This is a genomic window from Vagococcus silagei, from assembly GCF_004795745.1.
In the GTDB taxonomy this organism is placed as follows: Bacteria; Bacillota; Bacilli; order Lactobacillales; family Vagococcaceae; genus Vagococcus; species Vagococcus silagei.
Genome location: NZ_SDGV01000017.1, coordinates 48,280 through 69,090, shown reverse-complemented (window position 1 = coordinate 69,090; position 20,811 = coordinate 48,280). Strand labels below are relative to the sequence as shown.

General features: G+C 34.8%; 21 protein-coding genes. 18 read left to right on the top strand and 3 right to left on the bottom strand.

Features of this window, described 5'->3' with window-relative positions:
- Positions 1-149: 149 nt before the first annotated feature.
- Positions 150-1,079 (bottom strand): ribonuclease HIII, encoded by a 930-nt coding sequence (rnhC, locus tag ESZ54_RS07630; protein WP_136137076.1) that lies wholly within the window; start codon positions 1,077-1,079, stop codon positions 150-152.
- A 160-nt stretch (positions 1,080-1,239) separates the two neighbouring features.
- Here rnhC and ESZ54_RS07625 point away from each other — a divergent pair, with 160 nt between their 5' ends.
- From ESZ54_RS07625 to ESZ54_RS12495, 12 genes are all read left to right on the top strand, one after another.
- Entirely contained in the window at positions 1,240-1,719 is a 480-nt protein-coding gene (locus ESZ54_RS07625; RefSeq protein WP_136137075.1) for a cell division protein ZapA, read from the top strand.
- An 11-nt stretch (positions 1,720-1,730) separates the two neighbouring features.
- Positions 1,731-2,279 carry a CvpA family protein gene (locus tag ESZ54_RS07620; RefSeq protein ID WP_136137074.1) on the top strand — a complete coding sequence of 183 codons (549 nt, stop codon included), beginning with the start codon at positions 1,731-1,733 and terminating at the stop codon, positions 2,277-2,279.
- A gap of 56 nt (positions 2,280-2,335) precedes the next feature.
- On the top strand, positions 2,336-4,714 hold the full coding sequence (locus ESZ54_RS07615; RefSeq protein ID WP_136137073.1) for an endonuclease MutS2: 2,379 nt from the start codon (positions 2,336-2,338) through the stop codon (positions 4,712-4,714).
- 83 nt (positions 4,715-4,797) lie between these two features.
- On the top strand, positions 4,798-5,109 hold the full coding sequence (gene trxA / locus ESZ54_RS07610) for a thioredoxin (protein WP_136137072.1): 312 nt from the start codon (positions 4,798-4,800) through the stop codon (positions 5,107-5,109).
- 100 nt (positions 5,110-5,209) lie between these two features.
- Positions 5,210-6,991 carry an excinuclease ABC subunit UvrC gene (uvrC, locus tag ESZ54_RS07605; RefSeq protein ID WP_136137071.1) on the top strand — a complete coding sequence of 594 codons (1,782 nt, stop codon included), beginning with the start codon at positions 5,210-5,212 and terminating at the stop codon, positions 6,989-6,991.
- A 65-nt stretch (positions 6,992-7,056) separates the two neighbouring features.
- Positions 7,057-7,353: a hypothetical protein gene (locus tag ESZ54_RS07600; RefSeq protein ID WP_136137070.1), complete on the top strand. Its 297-nt coding sequence runs from the start codon at positions 7,057-7,059 to the stop codon at positions 7,351-7,353.
- Between the two features lie 94 nt (positions 7,354-7,447).
- Positions 7,448-8,653 carry an NAD(P)/FAD-dependent oxidoreductase gene (locus ESZ54_RS07595; protein ID WP_136137069.1) on the top strand — a complete coding sequence of 402 codons (1,206 nt, stop codon included), beginning with the start codon at positions 7,448-7,450 and terminating at the stop codon, positions 8,651-8,653.
- 165 nt (positions 8,654-8,818) lie between these two features.
- On the top strand, positions 8,819-9,121 hold the full coding sequence (locus tag ESZ54_RS07590; RefSeq protein WP_136137068.1) for a PadR family transcriptional regulator: 303 nt from the start codon (positions 8,819-8,821) through the stop codon (positions 9,119-9,121).
- A gap of 4 nt (positions 9,122-9,125) precedes the next feature.
- Positions 9,126-9,818: a DUF2812 domain-containing protein gene (locus tag ESZ54_RS07585; protein WP_136137067.1), complete on the top strand. Its 693-nt coding sequence runs from the start codon at positions 9,126-9,128 to the stop codon at positions 9,816-9,818.
- 14 nt (positions 9,819-9,832) lie between these two features.
- Positions 9,833-10,735, top strand: coding sequence for an ABC transporter ATP-binding protein (locus ESZ54_RS07580; RefSeq protein WP_136137066.1), 903 nt, complete (start codon positions 9,833-9,835; stop codon positions 10,733-10,735).
- The gene (locus ESZ54_RS07575; RefSeq protein WP_136137065.1) at positions 10,728-11,969 is read left to right on the top strand and encodes an ABC transporter permease; all 1,242 of its coding nucleotides are present in this window, start codon (positions 10,728-10,730) and stop codon (positions 11,967-11,969) included. The genes ESZ54_RS07580 and ESZ54_RS07575 overlap by 8 nt, the downstream gene beginning before the upstream one ends.
- Before the next feature lie 413 nt (positions 11,970-12,382).
- Positions 12,383-12,535, top strand: coding sequence for a hypothetical protein (locus ESZ54_RS12495; protein WP_162615132.1), 153 nt, complete (start codon positions 12,383-12,385; stop codon positions 12,533-12,535).
- A gap of 62 nt (positions 12,536-12,597) precedes the next feature.
- Here the strand turns inward: ESZ54_RS12495 and rpsD are convergent, their stop codons facing one another.
- Complete coding sequence (gene rpsD / locus ESZ54_RS07570) at positions 12,598-13,209, bottom strand: 30S ribosomal protein S4 (RefSeq protein WP_136137064.1); 612 nt, start codon at positions 13,207-13,209, stop codon at positions 12,598-12,600.
- Between the two features lie 318 nt (positions 13,210-13,527).
- On the opposite strand from rpsD, the gene ESZ54_RS07565 reads away from it, so the two are divergent.
- Positions 13,528-14,319, top strand: a complete 792-nt coding sequence (locus ESZ54_RS07565) for a formate/nitrite transporter family protein (protein WP_136137063.1) — start codon at positions 13,528-13,530, stop codon at positions 14,317-14,319.
- Positions 14,320-14,374: 55 nt separating this feature from the next.
- Here ESZ54_RS07565 and def read toward each other — a convergent pair whose 3' ends face one another.
- Positions 14,375-14,938 carry a peptide deformylase gene (gene def / locus ESZ54_RS07560; protein ID WP_136137062.1) on the bottom strand — a complete coding sequence of 188 codons (564 nt, stop codon included), beginning with the start codon at positions 14,936-14,938 and terminating at the stop codon, positions 14,375-14,377.
- 273 nt (positions 14,939-15,211) lie between these two features.
- Between def and rpsO the strand changes: the two genes are divergently transcribed.
- The 5 genes from rpsO to phnE all read left to right on the top strand — a co-directional run bounded on the left by rpsO (position 15,212) and on the right by phnE (position 20,792).
- Positions 15,212-15,481 carry a 30S ribosomal protein S15 gene (rpsO, locus tag ESZ54_RS07555; protein ID WP_136137061.1) on the top strand — a complete coding sequence of 90 codons (270 nt, stop codon included), beginning with the start codon at positions 15,212-15,214 and terminating at the stop codon, positions 15,479-15,481.
- A gap of 181 nt (positions 15,482-15,662) precedes the next feature.
- Entirely contained in the window at positions 15,663-17,786 is a 2,124-nt protein-coding gene (gene pnp, locus ESZ54_RS07550) for a polyribonucleotide nucleotidyltransferase (protein WP_136137060.1), read from the top strand.
- A 275-nt stretch (positions 17,787-18,061) separates the two neighbouring features.
- Positions 18,062-19,114 (top strand): phosphate/phosphite/phosphonate ABC transporter substrate-binding protein, encoded by a 1,053-nt coding sequence (locus ESZ54_RS07545; protein WP_136137268.1) that lies wholly within the window; start codon positions 18,062-18,064, stop codon positions 19,112-19,114.
- 108 nt (positions 19,115-19,222) lie between these two features.
- Positions 19,223-19,984 (top strand): phosphonate ABC transporter ATP-binding protein, encoded by a 762-nt coding sequence (gene phnC, locus ESZ54_RS07540; RefSeq protein WP_136137059.1) that lies wholly within the window; start codon positions 19,223-19,225, stop codon positions 19,982-19,984.
- The gene (phnE, locus tag ESZ54_RS07535; protein ID WP_136137058.1) at positions 19,971-20,792 is read left to right on the top strand and encodes a phosphonate ABC transporter, permease protein PhnE; all 822 of its coding nucleotides are present in this window, start codon (positions 19,971-19,973) and stop codon (positions 20,790-20,792) included. Before phnC ends, phnE begins: the two co-directional genes overlap by 14 nt.
- The last annotated feature ends 19 nt before the right edge of the window (positions 20,793-20,811 follow it).

Here is a 20,811-nt window from a genome sequence, read left to right as displayed (position 1 = left end):
GCTCAGCTCAAAGCGCTCACTTCACCACCTGGGATAGACGGGATTTTCTGTGCTGGAGCTAGGCAATAAGTCAATCACGAAAATAAACTAAAGACCAGTTTTTTTCGTGCTCGCCTTATTGATCGCTCCAAAGCGCACAGAAAATCACCTTATCTTTTAGCGATTTTTTTTGCTTTTTCTGTGTTGGAGAAGTGGAGTTTTGCGTGTTTTTCGAGGAGAGGCATTCCACCTTGTTTTAGTAATTTTGCGGCGGCTTGGTCTGATTTTACGCCTGCTCCTGATGGGATTGTAAAGCCGACTTCTTTTGAAGCTCGATCGAGTTCATCTAAAAAGGTTGCGCGACTGATGATTGAAGCTGCTGCTACTGCTAGATGGTACTGTTCTCCTTTTGTGACAAAAAACAATGGGTCAGTGACAGGATGATCTTCTGATTTCAAATAATTGCGATAGTTTTTTTCAGTTGTGAATTGATCAATCAAAATGCCTTGTGGTTTAGCTGGTTTTATTTTTTCTTGTAAGAGATGGATAGCTTGGTTATGTAAGGCAACTTTCATACGAACGGCGTTATAGACAGGCTGAATTTGATTATATTTTTCCGGTTTTACAATCAACTGTTGATAAGGTAAAAATAATTTTAAATCAGCTGCAATTTTACGAATGCTCACATCGTTTAGCATTTTTGAATCTTTGACACCGAGTTCTTTTAAAAGTGGCAGTTGTTCTGTTGTCGCATATGCTGCACAAACAACGAGAGGGCCTAAGTAACTTCCGTTACCAACTTCGTCGCTGCCGATAATTGACCAATTTTCAAAATCTTTAGGTAAAGCGTTGCTCTTTGTAGAAGAAGATACCGTTGACTTTTCTTTAGGTGCAGCACTTTGATCCCAACGTTTTGCTTCTGCCTCAGCATTTGTCCCTTGGAATAAAACTTTTCCAGATTGATAAGCAGTAATGGTGACACCCGGTATTTTTGCTGAAAAAATAGCGTAGGGTGGAGTTTTACCTAAATGAGGTTGATAATATTTTTTTAAATCATTAATTTTAGTTGTACTTGCTTTAATAGTGATTGATTGGGTCACAATTTGACACTCCTATCATTGTAAAATTAACTTAAGTATATCAGTTTATTGGTAAAAGATTGTAAAAAGAAAAGAAATGACAGATAAAATTGTCAATTGCTTAAAAATTATATATAATTAAGGTGATTTTGCCCTGCGCAATGATAAAAGGGGGATAATGATGAGTGAACCAACAAAAAGGTTTAAGTTGAATATAAAAAATGAAGAATATATTATCATTGGAAATGAAGAACAATCCCATATGTCGATGGTTAATGACTTAGTCAATGAACACTTGGATTTGCTCATGGATCATAATCCAACTTTGAGTAAAGAACAGGCGGCAATTTTGTTGGCGATTAATACTGTCTCACTTCAAGTCAAACAACAAGAAAAAATTCTTGATTTGAGGACAACTATTTCTGAATTAAATAATAAAGTCGATATTTTAGAAGAGAACAATCAACGTTTGGAACATCTTGAATCACGTTTAAATGATTTGAATGATCGCGAACGTGAAAAAACCAAAGACATTATTGAAAACAATGGTGATATTTCTGAAGCTGATTTACAAAATCAGATTGAAATTCAAAAATTAATGAACCAACAAGTAAAAGAAAAAATAAAAAATAAGAATCAACAGAAAAATAAAAATAAGTAAGGTTTGATGCTATGTTAACATTATTAATACTTTTAGTAATTATTGTCGGTATTTATGCCGGGTATCAACGAGGATTTGCTTATCAGATGGTCTATACATTAGGCTACTTGATTGCATTTTTAGTTGCCAAAGCAAATTACCGCGCATTAGGTAAAAAATTAGAATTGATTATCCCATATCCATCACCAACGGTTGAAACGAAATTAGTTTTATTTGATAAAGCAATCGTTTTTGACTTGGATAAAGCATTTTATGCTGGTTTTGCATTTGTTTTGATTTTGACAATAGGTTGGCTGATTGTCCGTTTTATCGGAATGCTAAGTTATGGCTTAACGTTTATCCCGCTGTTAAAGCAAGGCAATGATCTTGTTGGAGCTGCTTTAGGGGGCGTTATCGGATTGGTTGCTTTGGCAATCTTTTTAACATTACTAGCAATGTTACCTGTTCCTTCAATTCAAAATCTATTTGCTAAAAGCGGATTAGCAAGAGGAATTGTCAATCATACACCAATTATCTCTGCTTCGTTACATGATTTGTGGATAAATAAAGTGATTGGCTAAGGAAGAGGACCGGTTAGAGGTTCTTTTTCTTTATCTGCATGAAAGGATTTGAAAAAATGAACAAGAAAATTCTACAAACTCTAGAATTTAATAAAATAAAAAAAATGTTAGAACAATATTTAGTCACGCAAACTGGTAAAGAGTTAGCGGAAACTTTAACGCCAATGAATCAATTGGATAAAGTGGAAGAGGCGTTACTAGAAACAGAAGATGGCTTTGATATTTTACGTTTAAAAGGCGGTCTACCGATTGCTAAACTTGAAAATGTGAAACCACATATGAAGCGAATAGAAATTGGGGCTGTTTTAAATGGGGTTGAACTTGCCCAAGTGGGTCGCTTGTTAAAAACAGTCACTGAGATGCAACGTTTCTTTGAAAAACTTGAATCAGAAGAAGTGGAATTACATACACTGTATGAATGGAATGAAAAACTAATCGCTTTACCAGATTTATCAAAACAGATTAGATTGTCAATTGATGAAGATGGCTATGTGACTGATGATGCGTCAAGTGAGTTAAAATCTTTACGTGTTCAAATTCGTCGTCAGGAACAAAATATCAAAGAATTATTAGATGGTTTTATTCGCGGCAAGAATAGTCAACTTTTAAGTGACACCATTATCACCATGCGAAATGATCGTTACGTTATTCCGGTAAAAAGTGAATATCGTAGTCATTTTGGTGGTGTCGTTCACGATCAGAGTGCGTCAGGTCAAACAGTCTTTGTTGAACCACGTCAAGCAGTCGAATTAAATAATAAATTACGTCAACATCAAATCAATGAGCGTAAAGAAATTGAACGTATTTTGGCTGAACTCTCAAATGAGTTGGCACCATATCGTTTAGATATTCTACAAAATGCTTTTGTGGTTGGGAAATTAGATTTTATAAATGCCAAAGCCAGACTAGGTAAAGCCCTGAAGGCTGTTGTTCCTACAGTCAGTGCCGAGAAACATGTAAACTTAATCCAAGCCCGCCACCCCTTAATTGATGAAAACCAAGTGGTTGCTAATGATATCTTTATTGGTGAAAAACATCAGACCGTGATTATTACGGGACCGAATACGGGTGGTAAGACGATTACCTTAAAAACACTTGGTTTGTTACAACTGATGGGGCAAGCTGGATTACCGATTCCAGCTGGAGAAGAAAGTACAATTGGTGTCTTTTCAGAAATTTATGCCGATATTGGTGATGAACAATCAATTGAACAAAATTTAAGTACGTTTTCTTCTCATATGACAAACATTGTCAGCATTTTAAAAGATATGGATAAGGATAGTTTGGTTCTCTTTGACGAATTAGGCGCAGGTACCGATCCGCAAGAGGGTGCGGCTTTAGCAATTTCGATTCTTGATGAGGTAGGCAGTGTAGGTTCATATGTAATGGCCACTACTCACTATCCGGAGCTAAAAGTTTATGCATACAATCGTCCGGGAACAATTAATGCTAGTATGGAATTTGATATCGATACTTTAAGCCCGACTTATCGATTGTTAATGGGAATTCCTGGTCGAAGTAATGCTTTTGATATTTCACAACGTTTAGGACTCTCATCACCAATCATTACTAGAGCAAAACAAATTATTGATGGTGAAAGCCAAGATTTAAATGATATGATTTTAGATTTAGAGAATCAACGTAAAATGACTGAAACTGAATATTTAGAAGCACGTGAGTTCTTTGCTGAAGCAGAAAAACTTCATCGTGAATTAAAAGAGGCGCAACAATACTTCTTTGAAGAACGTGAAAAAGAAATGAATAAAGCTAAATCAAAAGCAAATGACATTGTTGAAAAAGCGGAACATCGTGCTGAAGGTATTATTAAAGATATTCGTGAACTACAATTAAGAAGCCAGGATTCTATTAAGGTTAAAGAACATGAATTAATTGATGTTAAGGGTCAATTAGCGAATCTGAAACATGAGGAAACACAGCAATTAGGCAAAAATAAAGTCTTACAAAAAGCCAAAGAGAAAAAAGTCTTAAAACCAGGTGATGATGTCATGGTTGAATCATTCGGACAACGCGGAACTTTAATTACTAAGATGGGTAATAAAGAATGGCAAGTTCAAATGGGTATTCTTAAGATGACAATTGCTGAAGACCAATTAACAAAAATTGCGCCTGAAAAAGAAGAAAAAGTCAGAATTACTGGACTTAAAAGTGATGGTGGTGGCGGACGCCAAACGGTAACGTCACAACTAGATTTACGTGGTAAACGTTATGAGGAAGCAGTTGCGGATTTAGATCAATATATTGATTCCGCATTATTAAACGGTTATCCACAAGTGACGATTGTACACGGTCGTGGGACTGGTGCAATTAAGCAAGGTGTACAAGAGTATTTAAAACGTCATTCGCAAGTTAAAAAATATGAATACGCACCAAGCAATCAAGGTGGCGATGGCGCAACAATTGTGACGTTTAAGTAGTAAGCAGAATACTGGCAGGGGTATCAAGTCTTTGCTATAATCAGTGCATAAGTTAATTATTGATTTGAAAGGTAGCGATAAATATGGTAGCAGAAATTACAGATAATACATTTGAACAAGAAACAAACGAAGGGCTAGTCTTAGTTGACTTTTGGGCACCTTGGTGTGGTCCATGTCGTATGCAAACACCAATTTTAGAAGGTCTTGCAAATGATTATGAAGATCAAGTTAAAATTGTGAAAATGAATGTGGATGACAATCCTGCCACTGCACAAGCATTTGGTATTATGAGTATTCCAACATTATTATTGAAGAAAGACGGTCAAGTTGTTGATACTCTTGTAGGTGTTCACCAAAAAGCACAACTTGAACAAGTGTTCAGTCAATATTTATAATCAATAGATAAAAAGTACCAAACCTTCGTGTCATTGAAGTGTTTGGTACTTATTTTTTTGAACCTCGTGTTATAATAGGCTAGAGGAGTGAGCGTGTACTGTGAATGAACAAATTAAAAATAAATTAATGCTACTGCCAGATCAACCTGGTTGCTATATTATGAAAGATAAAAATGGCACGATTATCTATGTTGGTAAAGCAAAGATTTTAAAAAATCGTGTTCGCTCCTATTTTACAGGGAGTCATGATACAAAGACGGAAAGATTGGTTAGCGAGATTGAGGACTTCGAGTTTATTGTGACAGAATCAAATACAGAAGCGTTGTTGCTTGAAATCAATCTTATCCAAAAGAACCAGCCTAAATATAATATCTTATTGAAAGATGATAAGTCGTATCCTTTTATTAAAATTACCAATGAAAAAGCACCACGTCTTTTAATTACGCGCAAAGTCTTAAAAGATAAGGCGCATTATTTTGGTCCATATCCAGATGTTCGTGCCGCTAATGAAACCAAGCGATTGCTTGATCGAATCTACCCGTTAAGAAAGTGTAAAAATTTACCAAATGAAGTCTGTCTCTATTATCATATGGGACAATGTTTAGGTCCGTGTGTAAATCCAATTGTTGAAGCACAATATCAAGAAATAGTTGAAGAAGTCAAACGCTTTTTAAATGGCGGATACACAGATGTTCAAAAACAAATTGAAGCAAAAATGTTGAAAGCAGCCAGTGAGATGAATTTTGAACAAGCTGCAGAGTATCGTGATCAAATTCAATCAATTCAAATGGTCATGACCAAACAAAAAATGACCAATGCTGATTTTATTGATCGTGATGTTTTTGGTTATGCAGCTGATAAAGGTTGGATGTGTGTCCAAGTCTTTTTTGTCCGCCAAGGAAAACTAATTGAGCGTCGTACATTTGATTTTCCATTTTACAATGAACCTGAACAAGACTTTCTTACTTTTATTGCTCAGTTTTATCAAAAAGCAGAACATTTTATTCCTCGTGAAATTTTAATACCGAAAACGATTGAGTTAGAACAGGTGCAGGCTTTAGTGGATACAAAAGTTTTACAACCGCAACGTGGAGAAAAAAAGAATTTAGTGGAGTTGGCGAATAAGAACGCAAAAATTTATTTAACCCAACAATTTGATTTAATCGAACGCAAAGAAGAACGAACAATTGGTGCGATTGAACAACTAGGTGAAGCTCTAAGAATTGAAACACCGGTTCGCATTGAGGCTTTTGATAACTCAAATATTATGGGAACGGATCCTGTTTCGGCAATGGTTGTTTATATTGACGGTAAACCGATGAAGAAAGAATATCGTAAATTTAAGATTAAAACGGTCAAAGGCCCAGATGATTATGCATCAATGCAAGAAGTTATATACCGTCGATACTCACGAGTTATTAAAGAAAATTTACCACTCCCTGATTTAATCTTAATTGATGGTGGCAAAGGGCAAGTTCATGCGGCAGAAAAAGTATTGTTAAATCAATTAGGTATTGATGTACCAATTGCCGGCATGGCTAAAAATGATAAACATAAAACCAGTGAGCTATTATTTGGAGACAATCTTGAGGTAGTGCCATTAAAAAGAAATTCGGCTGCGTTTTTCTTATTGCAACGGATTCAAGATGAAGTCCATCGCTTTGCGATTACTTTCCACCGTGCAACGAGAAGTAAAACAAGTTTCGCTTCACAGTTAGACGATATACCGGGATTGGGACCAAAACGAAAACAACGCTTATTAAAAGAATTTAGGTCATTAAAAGCAATTAAAGAGGCGTCACTGGAAGAACTCGTCGCTTCAGGACTGCCTAAGCCAGTCGCAGAAGACTTGCAAAAACACTTTACAAAACCGGAAGAGTAGTCATTTTAGCAATAAAATGGTACACTTTTAAGGTAAATTTTTAAAAGATGAAGGATGAAAATTAAATGCGACTTATTATTAATATTGTATCAATTCTTATCATTTTTATGGGTATGTTCTATTATATTCGTAAAACAATGAAGTTTCGTGAAGATGAGAAGGGCTATAAAGTTATGGCTCATGCTAGTCAAATTACAATGAGTAGCTATCTACTAGGTTTAGCTATTATTTTAATTGAATTGAACATGTTTGGACTATCAAGAGGAAAATTTGTTAATCACTTATTGATTTACGGTGCATTTGTGAGTGTCGTGAATGTTGGCAGTTTATGGTATTTCAGTCGAACGATGAAAGAAAAATAATTGAAAAAATTCATGAGAACCAAGCTAGTTAATTGACAATTTTGTGAAAAAAATCTATAGTGGACACTGATGAAAATCTTGGAGGGAATAGTTTATGAACAAACAAACGGTTGTTGTTTTAGGCGCTGGTTATGCAGGTCTAAAAACAGTAAAACAATTACAAAAGAAAAATGCAGATTTAGAAATTATTTTAGTGAACAAAAATGACTATCATTATGAGTCAACACAGTTACATGAAGTAGCTGCTGGAACTGAACCATCAACAAAAATTTGTTTTAACATCAAAGATGTCATTAATGAAAGTAAAGTGACGTTTATTCAAGATACCGTAACTAAAATTGATCGTGATGCACAAGTTGTAACATTGGAAAGTGATAAAACGTTAAACTATGATTATTTAGTTGTAGCTTTAGGTTTTGTTTCTGAAACATTTGGTATTCCTGGAGTGGATGATTTTTCGTATCCATTAGTGAATATTACAACAGCTGAAATTGCGAGAAAGCATTTAGAAGCAACACTTGCTAATTATCAAAAATCACAAGACGTACGAGATTTATCAGTCGTTGTATGTGGTGCGGGTTTTACAAGTATTGAATATCTTGGCGAAATTACCAACCGTTTGCCAAAATTAGCACAAGAATTAAACTTCCCAGAAGACAAAGTTTCAATTACATGTATTGAAGCAATGCCAACTTTATTACCAATGTTCTCTGAAAAACTAGGAACATATGGAATTAATGTTTTGAAAAAACGTGGTGTTGAATTTAAAGTGGGAACACCAATTAAAGAAATTAAAGAAGGCGCTGTGGTCTACGAAGAAAATGGCGAACTTAAAGAAATTGAAGCAAACTCAATTATTTGGACAACAGGTGTTAAAGGTAGTCCAGTAATTGGTGAGTCTGGCTTTGAAGAACGTCGTGGCCGTGTGATGGTTGAATCAGACTTAACAGTTAAAGACTATCCAAATGTTTTCATGATTGGTGATGTTAGTGCAGTGATGGATGAAGCTTCAGGTCGTCCATTCCCAACAACAGCTCAAATTGCTTTGAAACAAGGAGAGTATGTGGCAGATGCAATTGTTGCTAAAGTCAACCAACAATCAGTTGCACCATTTACATTTAAACCACTAGGAACAGTTGCTTCTATCGGTAACAATGCCGGTATTGGTAATGTTCTAGGTAAAGAAGTTAAAGGTTATATTGGATCAGTGATGAAGAAAAATATTATCAATAAATCACTATTAGAAGTTGGTAATACTAAAATGTTAATGAAAAAAGGACGTTTTGATTACTATCATTGATTCGTTTAGTTAAATATAAAGTTATGAGAGATAATCTGAAAAGATTGTCTCTTTTTTTATTTACTATATTGACAAGTGATATATCATTGGTTAATATATCGTTATAAGATATATCTTTGAGTGATATATCACGTTAAGATATAAATAGTGAGGAGGTTAATCAGAGTGAATGAACCGTTAACCGATTTAAATTATTTGATTTTGTTGACTTTGTTAGAGCCAAAGCACGGTTATGCAATCATGCAAGAAGTGAGTGATTTAACAGAAGAAGAGGTTACAATTGGGCCAGCAAGTATGTACACAATCTTAAAGAAACTTGAAAAGTCGGGCGATATTGAACTGGCAACGAGTCAAGATCGTAAAAAAACATATGAGATTACGGAGCAGGGGAAAGAAGCATTAGTCTATGATTTAGCTAGACGAAAACGATTGACTGCTTTGGGGAGTAAATTATTGTTCGAGGAGTGAAAAAATGATTTATGGGAATCGAAAATATAAATTTTCAAAAGGGCTTAGTTTTTACTCAGAATTAGAGGCCTTACATGTTAAAGAAGAAGCTGAAAATGGTTGGCATTTAGCTAAACTTAGTCGCTGGGGATTTTTAGTTTTCGAAAAAGGTGAACCTGAAGAAATGGAAGCAACCATTGATTTTTATCCTGGTAAAAAAGAAGATATTGCCGAATATCTAGAACTTTATCAACTATCGGGTTGGTACTTAATGGCAAGTTATCGTAAACGCTACTTTATCTTTAAAGCCGAAAAGGGTACGAAACCAGCTTACACGGATGTTGAGAGCTACGAAACAAAAATGAAAAAAGAAAGTAACTGGTTAATTTTGCAGATGTTGATGTTTGGTTTACCAGCGTTACTCTTACTACTGTTACTTAATTTTACACCACTCATTTCGATATTTGACTATATACCAAGAGGCTTTAAAGGAATGATTAACCTATTATTAGTGACGGGAACGTTAACACCTTTTATTGGCTTTGCGTTGGTAACCTACTTTAGAGTAGTTTATCCAAAAAGAAAAGAATCGTTCAAGGATACAGATAACTTTGCTAAGCGTCAAATTTTCTTTCGAGATATGCTGTTGACGATGATTATTGGTGGTTTAATTGGCGGTGTAATTGGTTTTATAATGGGATACTTTAATATTTTTTAAAAGGAGAGACGAAGATGTTAGAAATTAAAAACTTAACCAAAGCATTTGGTGATATGGTTGCAGTTAACGACATATCATTTAAAATTGAAGATGGTCATATTCTTGGTTTAATTGGTCAGAATGGAGCAGGTAAATCAACAACTTTCCGATTGATTTTAGACTTCATTGACGCAGATCAAGGAGAAATCTTATGGAACGGGAAACCAATTTCAAAAGATGATTATAATGTTATTGGATACTTACCTGAAGAACGTGGACTATATCCTAAAGATACAATTGAAAATCAATTGATCTACTTTGCTCGCTTGAGAGGAAAGACGAAAAAAGAAATTTTACCTAAGATTGATTATTGGATGGAAAAATTCCAAGTTAAAGGTAAAAAAACAGATAAAGTTAAATCATTGTCAAAAGGGAACCAACAAAAAGTACAATTAATCGCGACTTTAATCCATGAACCTAAGTTAGTCATTCTGGATGAACCATTTAGTGGCTTGGACCCAGTGAATGCGGAACTTTTAAAAATGGGCATTATTGAGTTAAAAGAGCAAGGCTCATGTGTCATTTTCTCAAGTCATAATATGGAAAACGTGGAAAAAATATGTGATCACTTAATGATGTTACGCAATGGCGACATGGTATTAAATGGTACCGTTCATGAGATTCGCGAATCATTTGGTCGAACAATTTTAGAAATTGAAACATTACTGTTAGAAGATGAACTTTCTTCAATTGATGGCGTCCTACAAGTTGAAAAACTACGTTCAAATACTTATAAACTACATTTAGCTGATGCTGCAGTGGGCGAAGAAATATTCACCAAAGCATTAACGCAAGAACCATATTTAACTGTGTTTAATCAACAACCGCCTACATTAGAAGAGATATTTAAAATGAAAGTTGGTGAAGGTCATGAATAAATTATGGGTTGTAGCATTAGAAACATATAAAAAACATGTCAAAACAGTCACTTTTTTAATTATGCTTTTAGCACCATTCGTGATGGTTGCCTTTTCGTTAGGCTTTGGCTATTTTGCTAATAATATGTCAAAAACCAATGAAATCGCAGTGATTAGCGAGAATGAAGCGATAAAAGAGGGGATTCTTGCGCAAGGAAAAAAAGATTTTAAGTTTGATAAAAAGATTAATAGTGAGAAGGAAGCAGAGAAGGCACTCAAAGACGAAAAAATTGACGGTTTCTTAGTTGTTAAACAAGAAGGCGATCAAATTTCAGGTCGATACACAAGTAAAAAATCTTTGGGGACAGATGACCAACAACGTTTTACTCAATATCTAAATGGTCTACAACTTGCTGCTAATACAGAGGCGCTAAAATTGAAACCAGAAGAAGTACAAACATTAATGAAATCAGCGAAGGTGACTGATCGCCAAGTTGAATTTAAAGACAATAAGATGGTCGACAACAACACAAATAAATTTGTGCTTTCAATGGTAGGCTTCTTAATCGTCTTTGTAATGTATATGATTGTCTTAAATTATGCTTCAATTACTGCACAAGAAGTAGCTTCAGAAAAAGGGACGCGTATAATGGAAGTTATTCTTTCAAGTACAAGCGCAGCAAAACATTATTATGGAAAAATCATTGGTATCTCACTTGTAATTTTAACACAGGTCGCAGTCTATGCTGTTACAGGTGTAGTAGGATATGTTTTTGCAAAGGATACAGATATGGTTCAAGATATGTTGAAAAATATTCCTTTAGGTGAACTTCTTAAAGGATTACTAGGCTACAATTTACTGTTCCTATTATTTGGTGTCTTACTTTATACAATCCTTTCAGCATTTATGGGTTCACTTGTTACACGTTCAGAAGATGCACCCAAAGCAGTGACCCCTGTTACTTTCTTGGTTTTAATTGCAGCAATGCCAGTGATGATGTTAAGTTTGAGTCAACCGGATCATGTCTTAATTAAAATCACGTCATACATACCGTTTTTCTCATCATTCTCAATGCCTGTCCGCATTGCAAACGACAGTGTACAACAATGGGAAATTCTAGCATCACTTGGACTGTTAGCTTTATCATGCGTCATTCTACTAAAAGTTTCAGCAGCAATCTACAAATCAACAGTATTAATTTACAGCGATAAGAGCATGGGCCAAGTCTTCAAAGAAGCAGTGAATCTAAAGTGATTTTTTTGGCGCTTTGAGCTGAGCATTAAGGTGAGCCTGATAATTTGACGATTTTTGTCAAACTATCAGGATTGACTTAATGCCGAAGCTCAGCCAAAAAAATCCCGATAACAAGGTGATTTTCTCTAGGTGGTTTTTGGAGCGTTTATGGGTGAACAACAAGATGAGCCTGGGAAGAAATCGGTCTTTGATTTATTACCAGGCTTAGCTTGTTGCTGAAACCATGCTCCAAAAGTCCCGTTTATCTCACAGATACAGCAATCAGGTCCCATTCAAAATTAAATAAGTAACGAGAGAAAAACAGACGATAAAAAGTCTGTTTTTTTGTTAATATTATTATATAAATTTTGCAAGCGTTTTCAAATAAAGGTATAATAGTATATAAGATAATTCTAGAAAGGATAGTGATTGACATGCCAGATGATAATCCGTATATGCCTAAACCTATTCCACTAACCAGTACTCCAGATCCAGAAAAAGAAATTTTATTAGATGATGATTTTGATGAAGAATTAATAAAAAAATTGAAATCTAAAGGTGTAGATGTTAAATTTCCGAATGACTGATATAAAAGAAAAACACTCAAATCTCTTAACAAGATTTGAGTGTTTAATGTTGTAATGAAATATTACATTAATTTGTTGTAGAATTCTACCACGAATGCTTCTTCTACTTCTTGAGATAATTCTTCTCTTTCAGGTAAGCGAGTTAAGCTTCCTTCTAATTTATCAGCATCAAAGCTAACAAATGCTGGACGGCCTAATGTAGACTCTACTGCTTCTTTGATGAAACCTAAGTCTTTAGATTTTTCGCGAACAGAGATTACTTGACCAACTTCCACTTCGTAAGAAGGGATATCCACGCGTTTGCCATCAACTAAGATGTGACCGTGGTTAACAAATTGACGAGCTTGACGACGAGTAGTTGCTAAACCTAAACGATAAACAACGTTGTCTAAACGACGTTCTAGTAAGATCATGAAGTTAACACCGTGTTTACCTTCTTGGATTTTACCAGCTCTTACGAATAAGTTACGGAATTGACGTTCGTTTAATCCGTACATATGACGTAATTTTTGTTTTTCAGTTAATTGTAAACCGTATTCAGATTTGTTTCTTCTTTGGTTAGGTCCGTGTTGACCTGGTGCGTATGGACGACGAGCTAATTCTTTACCAGTACCTGATAATGAGATTCCTAAACGTCGTGAAACTTTCCAACTTGGTCCAGTATAGCGTGACATAAATAATTCCTCCAATAATAATTAGTTTTTTTGGAGTAAAATAAATCTTTAGAAATATTAACATTCGGTCAGTTTATCTTTCAATCTTCACCTTTTGCAGCCGTGGTTACACAATTGAACCCTTTAATAGGCAGATTAACTGAAGAACGAGCTGTTTATTTCCTAGCTGCTTATTTTACACATATTCCATTATACGTTTTCTAGCATTAGAATGCAATAAAAAAAATAAACTTTTTAAAATGATTGCAATTTATATCGAATTTACGATATATTAATTGTGAAATATTATACTTAAATAGGATTTGGAGAGAGAATATCATGAAACATGGATCAGATTTAATGGAAAAAATAGATTATTCCATTAAGAAAAAAGATGACTTGATTCAAGCTGATTTTGCGAAATATGCATTACGCTCTGTACTTGCAACGCTTTATCTTGGTTTGGGTTCGGCCATTGCACTTGGTTTAGGTAATAAGTTTGACGGCTCAGTTGGTAAAACGTTATATGCTATTACGTTTGGCTTAGGTTTAGCACTTATCATTTTCTTAAATGCTGAACTTGGAACATCAAATATGATGTATATGACTGTCGCTATGTATCGTAAGAAACTTGAAGCATCTCGTGCTTTAAAAATCTTATTTGTTTGCGTCTTGTTCAATTTAGTTGGTGCGGTTTTAATTGGTTTCTTCCTAGCTCAAACAGGAGCGTTTAAAGGTATTGCCAGTGATAGTTTCTTGATTCATGTCGTAACAGGTAAATTTGAAAAAAGTATTACACAAACCCTTATTGAAGGTGTTTTTGCTAATATTATTGTGAATTTGGCTATTTTGATGTCAATGAAAATGAAAGATGATGTTGGTCGCTTTTTCGGTATTATTCTTGTCATTTTTATCTTTACATTCTTAGGCTTCGAACACGTTATCGCGAATTTTATCTATTTCCCATTAGCATATTTTGCAAGTGGTGGAATGGTTGCAGGTATGACAGTTTCAGCTGTCTTAACTAATATCATCTTTACTTTTATAGGTAACTGGATTGGTGGCGGCGTTGTTATCGGTTTAAGTTATGCTTGGTTAAACAATGATGAAGAATTAACATATTTAGACTAAAATAAAAAATGGTGTGATACTCAAAAAAGTATCACACCGTTTTTATTTTAATAATTTAACTGATGACTAAAACATCGTCTGCTGTGTAGAATGGATTTTCTTTATTAATGTGATCATAGAACATCACACCGTTAAGATGATCAATTTCATGTTGCACGACAATTGCAGCATAATTTTTCAGGCGAATCTTATGTGAAGCACCTTCAGCATCAAGATAACTAATGGTAATTCTTGCTTGACGCACAACGTAACCAGGTACCGCACGATCAACTGAAAGACAACCTTCACCATCTTCAAGACAAGCTTTTTGAACAGAATGGCTTAAAATTTTAGGGTTGTACATTATAGCACTTAATAGTGGTTCACCATCTTCATCTTCGAGATTAGGGATTTCAAGTGCAATAATTCTTTTTGAAATATCAAGTTGCGGTGCGGCTAAACCAACACCACCACGTAGGTTATATTTTTTTGAAAGAACTGGATCTTGACTATTAACTAAGAATTCTTTCATGTCTGAACCCAATTGTTTATTTTCAGCAGAGAGTGGGAAAGCAACTTCTTTGGCAACTTCTCTGAGCGTGGGATGACCCTCGCGAATAATATCTTTCATTGTCAGCATAATTTGCTAGACACATCCTTTCGACACATTTTTACAACATATTCTAACATAATCTACTACAACTTGTCTGGACTTTTGTTTAATCGTAAAGAAAGAGTTAAGAGGCCGAAAAAAACTTTACAATTCCTATGAGTAAATCTTGCATTTAGATACAAAATCAGTTAAAGTACTACTGTATGATAAATTCATATGGTCTGACCTTTTTCTAGGTTCTTCGATTCACCAACGTTTTACTTAGATTGAGGCCAAAATAAAAATTTAGAGGTGAAAGAAATGGCAATTACAAAAGAACGTAAAAACGAAATCATCAAACAATATGCACGTAAAGAAGGAGATACTGGTTCTCCAGAAGTACAAATCGCTGTTTTAACTGCAGAAATTAATGCACTTAACGAACATGCACACGTACATAAAAAAGACCACCATTCTTACCGTGGTTTAATGAAAAAAGTTGGACACCGTCGTAACCTTTTAGCTTACTTACGTAAAAAAGATGTTCAACGTTACCGCGAATTAATCCAAAGCTTAGGATTACGTCGTTAATTTTTATTTTTTGAAATTAAGAGAAGTGAGGTCCGAGGATCTCGCTTTTCTTTTAATCAAATGCAAAAAACGGAGGATGCCACTACTATCCAAATGTGAGTTTTCAAAACTAATAATTTGAGAATTGACCTTTGTTTAGTAGAATTCGACGTTTCTTGCTTAAATCAAAGGAGAGAAATAAATGAGTTCAGAAAAACGTACATTCAAGACAACTTGGGGCGGACGCCCATTGTCTGTTGAAATTGGTCAACTTGCAAGACAAGCAAATGGTGCTGTTTTAGTTCGTTATGGTGATACAGTTGTATTATCAGCAGCGGTTGCATCAAAAAAAGCTAAAGACGTTGATTTTTTTCCATTAACAGTTAACTATGAAGAAAAAATGTATGCTGTTGGTAAAGTACCCGGTGGGTTTATTAAACGTGAAGGTCGTCCGAGTGAAACAGCAACTTTAACAGCTCGTTTAATTGATAGACCAATCCGTCCAATGTTTGCGGAAGGTTTCCGTAATGAAGTTCAAATCACTAACGTGGTCATGAGTGTGGAACAAGACTGTTCACCTGAAATGGCTGCAATGTTAGGTTCATCATTAGCACTTTGTGTGTCAGATGTGCCTTTCAACGGCCCAATTGCTGGTGTTCATGTAGGTCGCATTAATGGTGAATATGTGATTAACCCAACAGTAGAACAGTTTGAAGAGTCAGACATTGAATTAACGGTTGCAGGAACAAAAGAAGCCATTAACATGGTTGAAAGTGGTGCAAAAGAAGTATCTGAAGAAGATATGTTAGGTGCCCTATTATATGGTCATGAAGAAATTAAACGCTTAGTTGAATTCCAAGCAGCAATTGCTAGAGAAATAGGCAAAGAAAAAATGGAAATTGAATTACTTCAAGTTGATGCCGACTTAAACGATGTTATTGTAAAAACTTACAAAGATCGTATGGTGGCTGCAATTCAAACTGAAGAAAAATTAGCTCGTGAAGCAAATATTGAAGACTTAAAACAAGAAATCACTGCGAAATACGAAGAAGAATTCGCTAATTTAGAAGATGCACCTAAATTGATGAAAGAAGTTCATCAAATTTTAGAAGACATGGAGAAAAATGAAGTACGTCGTTTAATTACGATTGAAAAAATTCGTCCTGATGGTCGTAAGATTGATGAAATCCGTTCATTAGATTCAGAGGTTGCCTTATTGCCTCGCGTTCATGGATCTGGATTATTCACTCGTGGACAAACGCAAGCCTTATCTTCATGTACATTAGCACCTTTAGGTGAACATCAAATTATTGATGGTTTAGGTGTTGAAGATAGTAAACGATTTATCCATCATTATAACTTCCCACAATTTAGCGTGGGTTCAACTGGACCAACTCGTGGACCAGGTCGTCGTGAAATTGGACACGGTGCACTAGGAGAACGTGCTTTAGCACAAGTTATCCCTAGTGAAGAAGAATTCCCATACATGATTCGTCTTGTTGCGGAAGTCTTAGAATCAAATGGTTCTTCATCTCAAGCAAGTATCTGTGCTGGTACATTAGCATTAATGGATGCAGGTGTTCCAATCAAAGCCCCAGTAGCTGGTATTGCAATGGGACTTGTAATGGATGGTGATGATTATACTATTCTAACTGATATCCAAGGTTTAGAGGATCATTTAGGCGATATGGACTTTAAAGTTGCCGGAACTGCAGCTGGTATTACAGCACTTCAAATGGATATTAAAATTGAAGGTATTACTGAAGCTATTTTAACTGAAGCTTTAGCTCAAGCTAAAAAAGCTCGTATGGAAATCTTAGCAAACATTACTGCTGAGTTAAGCGCACCTCGTGCTGAATTAAGCCCATATGCACCTAAGATTGAAATGATTCAAATTAAACCAGAAAAAATCAAAGATGTTATTGGTAAAGGTGGCGAAACCATCAACAAGATTATCGATGAAACTGGTGTTAAAATTGATATTGATCAAGATGGAAATGTCAGCATTGCACATTCAGACGCTGAAATGATTAAACAAGCCATCAAGATTATTGAAGAATTAGTGCGTGAAGTTGAAGTCGGTCAAACTTACTTAGCTAAAGTGGTTCGTATTGAAAAATTCGGTGCTTTCGTTAACTTATTTAAAGGAAAAGATGCCTTATTACACATTTCGCAAATTTCACATGAACGTGTAAATAAAGTCGAAGATGTCCTTAAAATGGGTGATGAAATTTTAGTTAAAGTAACTGAGATTGATAAACAAGGTCGTGTAAATGCTTCTCGTAAAGTATTATTAGAACAACCAACTGAAAGTAAAAAAGATTAATTTTTAAAGGAAGTAGGCTATTGCAGCCTGCTTTTTTTTTATGCTACATTCTCATTGAAACATAATCTGATTTACACTGAATTTACGCTGTTTTAACAATATTTTTTCTAAAGAATGCTAAATTAAGACTACAAAGATTTCAGAAAAAATGTAAATCAAATGAAAATAAGGATTTGATTAAAAATTAATGTAATACGGTTACAAATGATTTATAATGAAGTCAATGTAGAAAATAATTAATAGTAAAAAAGGAGATAGTGATTGTGACTACAAAAATGAAGAAGATGCTTTTAGGCGTCGGCGTAACTTTAAGCGCACTTACTTTACTAGCAGGATGTGCTGGAGGGGATTCTAAGAAAGATGAGAAAGGCGATAGCAAATCAGGTAAATCAGTTGATGAGCTAAGCATCATGTTCGTTCCATCTAAAAATCCAGATGATATCGTAACAGCAACAGAACCTTTAGGAAAACTTATGAAGGAAGAAATGAAAAAAGAAGGTTACGATGTTAAAGACGTTAAAATCTCTGTAGGTACTAACTACGAAGCAGTCGGTGAAGCATTATCTTCAGGAACAGCAGATGTAGGTTTCGGTGTACCAGGCGGAACATATGCACTTTATCAAAATGATACTGACGTATTATTAACAGCAACTCGTGCTGGTTTAAACAAAGATAGCGAAAATCCAAAAGATTGGAACGACGGTAAACCAACAGAAGCAACTGACAAACAAGCAACTTCTTACCGTTCATTAATTTTAGCTGGACCTTCTGCTAAAGGTAAAGAATTAACTGAAAAAGTTAATGCTGGCGAAAAATTAACTTGGGAAGATTTAGGTAGTGCAAAATGGGGCTTAGCTTCAACTACTTCATCAGCAGGTTATATCTATCCATCATTATGGTTAAATGACAATGTTAAGAAAAACATTTCTGATATTAAAACAACAGTTCAAAATGATTCATATGGATCAGGATTTGCTCGTTTAGCTTCAGGACAAATTGACGTAATGCCTGTTTACGCAGATGCTCGTCGTGACTTCGAAGAAGCATGGAAAACAGAATATGGTCAAAAAGATATCTGGAACGAAGTTAGTGTTATTGGTGTAACACCAGCAATCTACAATGATGCTGTTCTAGTTTCAAAAAATTCAGACAAAATGGATGATGCTATGCGCGAAGCTTTACAAAAAGCTTTAATCAACATGGCTAAGACAGAAGAAGGAAAAAAAGTTATCGCAGTTTATACACATGAAGGATATCAAAAAGCAACTAATGATGATTACGCTTCAGAAATTAAAGCTCAAGAATTAATTAAAAAAGCTTCAAACTAATTCATCATTAAACATGACTTGTGATAAACAAAAGAGGGCTGAGAATTTTTTCTCAGCCTCATCTTTTTTTATTCATAAAATTAAAGTGGTTAAGAAAGGTTAAGACTTATGATTAAATTTGAAAATGTGTCAAAAATTTATCCAAACGGAACCAAAGGATTGGATAATATCAACTTAGAAATTGAACAAGGTGAATTTGTTGCAATTATTGGTGCCAGTGGAGCAGGTAAATCGACATTAATTCGCGCTATCAATCGTTTAATTGACATTACTGAAGGGTCTTTAACAGTTAATGATATTGATGTTTCAAGCTTAAAAGGCAAGGAATTACGTCAATTTCGTCGTTCTGTAGGGATGATTTTCCAATCATATAATTTAGTACCACGTGTCTCTGTAATTCGTAACGTGATGAGTGCACTAGTTCCAGAAATGCCATTTATTCGTGTTTTATTAGGTACATTCTCACAAGAAGAAAAGATGACTGCTTTGAAATCATTAGAGCGTGTGGGCATTGCTGATAAAGCTTTTATTCGTACTGATCAATTATCTGGAGGTCAACAACAACGTGTTTCTTTAGCAAGAACTTTAGCTCAAAATCCTGATGTTCTTTTAGCAGATGAACCTGTTGCTGCACTTGACCCTGTTACAGCTGAACGCGTGATGGAAGACTTTAAACATATTAATGAAGAACTGAATAAAACAGTTTTAATTAATATTCACCATGTTGAGTTAGCGCTTAAATATGCAGATCGCATTATTGCAGTTAAAAAAGGCCGTGTCATTTTTGATGGACCTGTTGCTGAATGTACTGAAGAAGTATTAGCAGATATTTATAGTACGGAAGAGGGAGTTGCAAATGAATCTGTTTGATAAAATTATTAAGCCGACTTCTTGGACTTTAGATGATGGTTCAGTCATTGAGGAAAAGAAAAGTAGAGCACCGATTTATATTATTTTGTGCTTAGTCGTCGTTTATTTCTCATTAAAAATGACCCAATTTGATTTTGCTCGTGTTGTAAAAAATAACCATCAATTCTGGACCATGTTGAAAGAAATGTTTCCACCAAAATGGTCATACAGTAAAGAAGTTATGACACCACTTTTAGATACAATTAAAATGAGTTTTGTTGGTTCGTTTTTAGGTAGCCTTCTAGCTGTTCCGTTTGCAATTTTGGCTGCAGAAAATATGACCAAAAATAAAGTAGTTGTCCAAGCTGTACGCTTCGTGTTTACACTATTAAGAACACTACCAACATTAGTTACTGCATTGATTGCAACCTATATTTGGGGATTAGGTACCTTTGCCGGAACAGTAGCGATTTTTATTTTCTCATTTAGTTATATTGGCAAGCAATTATTCGAACAAATCGAAACTGCTGACATGGGAGCCTTTGAAGCCTTAGAAGCTTTAGGTAGTTCAAGAGTAAAAGCTTTTGTAATGACGATTATACCTCAATTATTACCAATATATATATCAACAGTACTTTTTAATTTTGAAGGCAATGTGCGTTATGCTGCTATCTTAGGTTATGTTGGTGCGGGTGGTATTGGGATGATTATGAACGAGAACTTAGGTTGGCGTGAATATCCTAAAGTGGGTATGATTTTAATCATTCTGTTACTCACAGTTATGATTATTGAAGCCATCAGTAAGTTAATTAGAAAGAAACTTACTTAATTTTGCAAGATAAAATAAT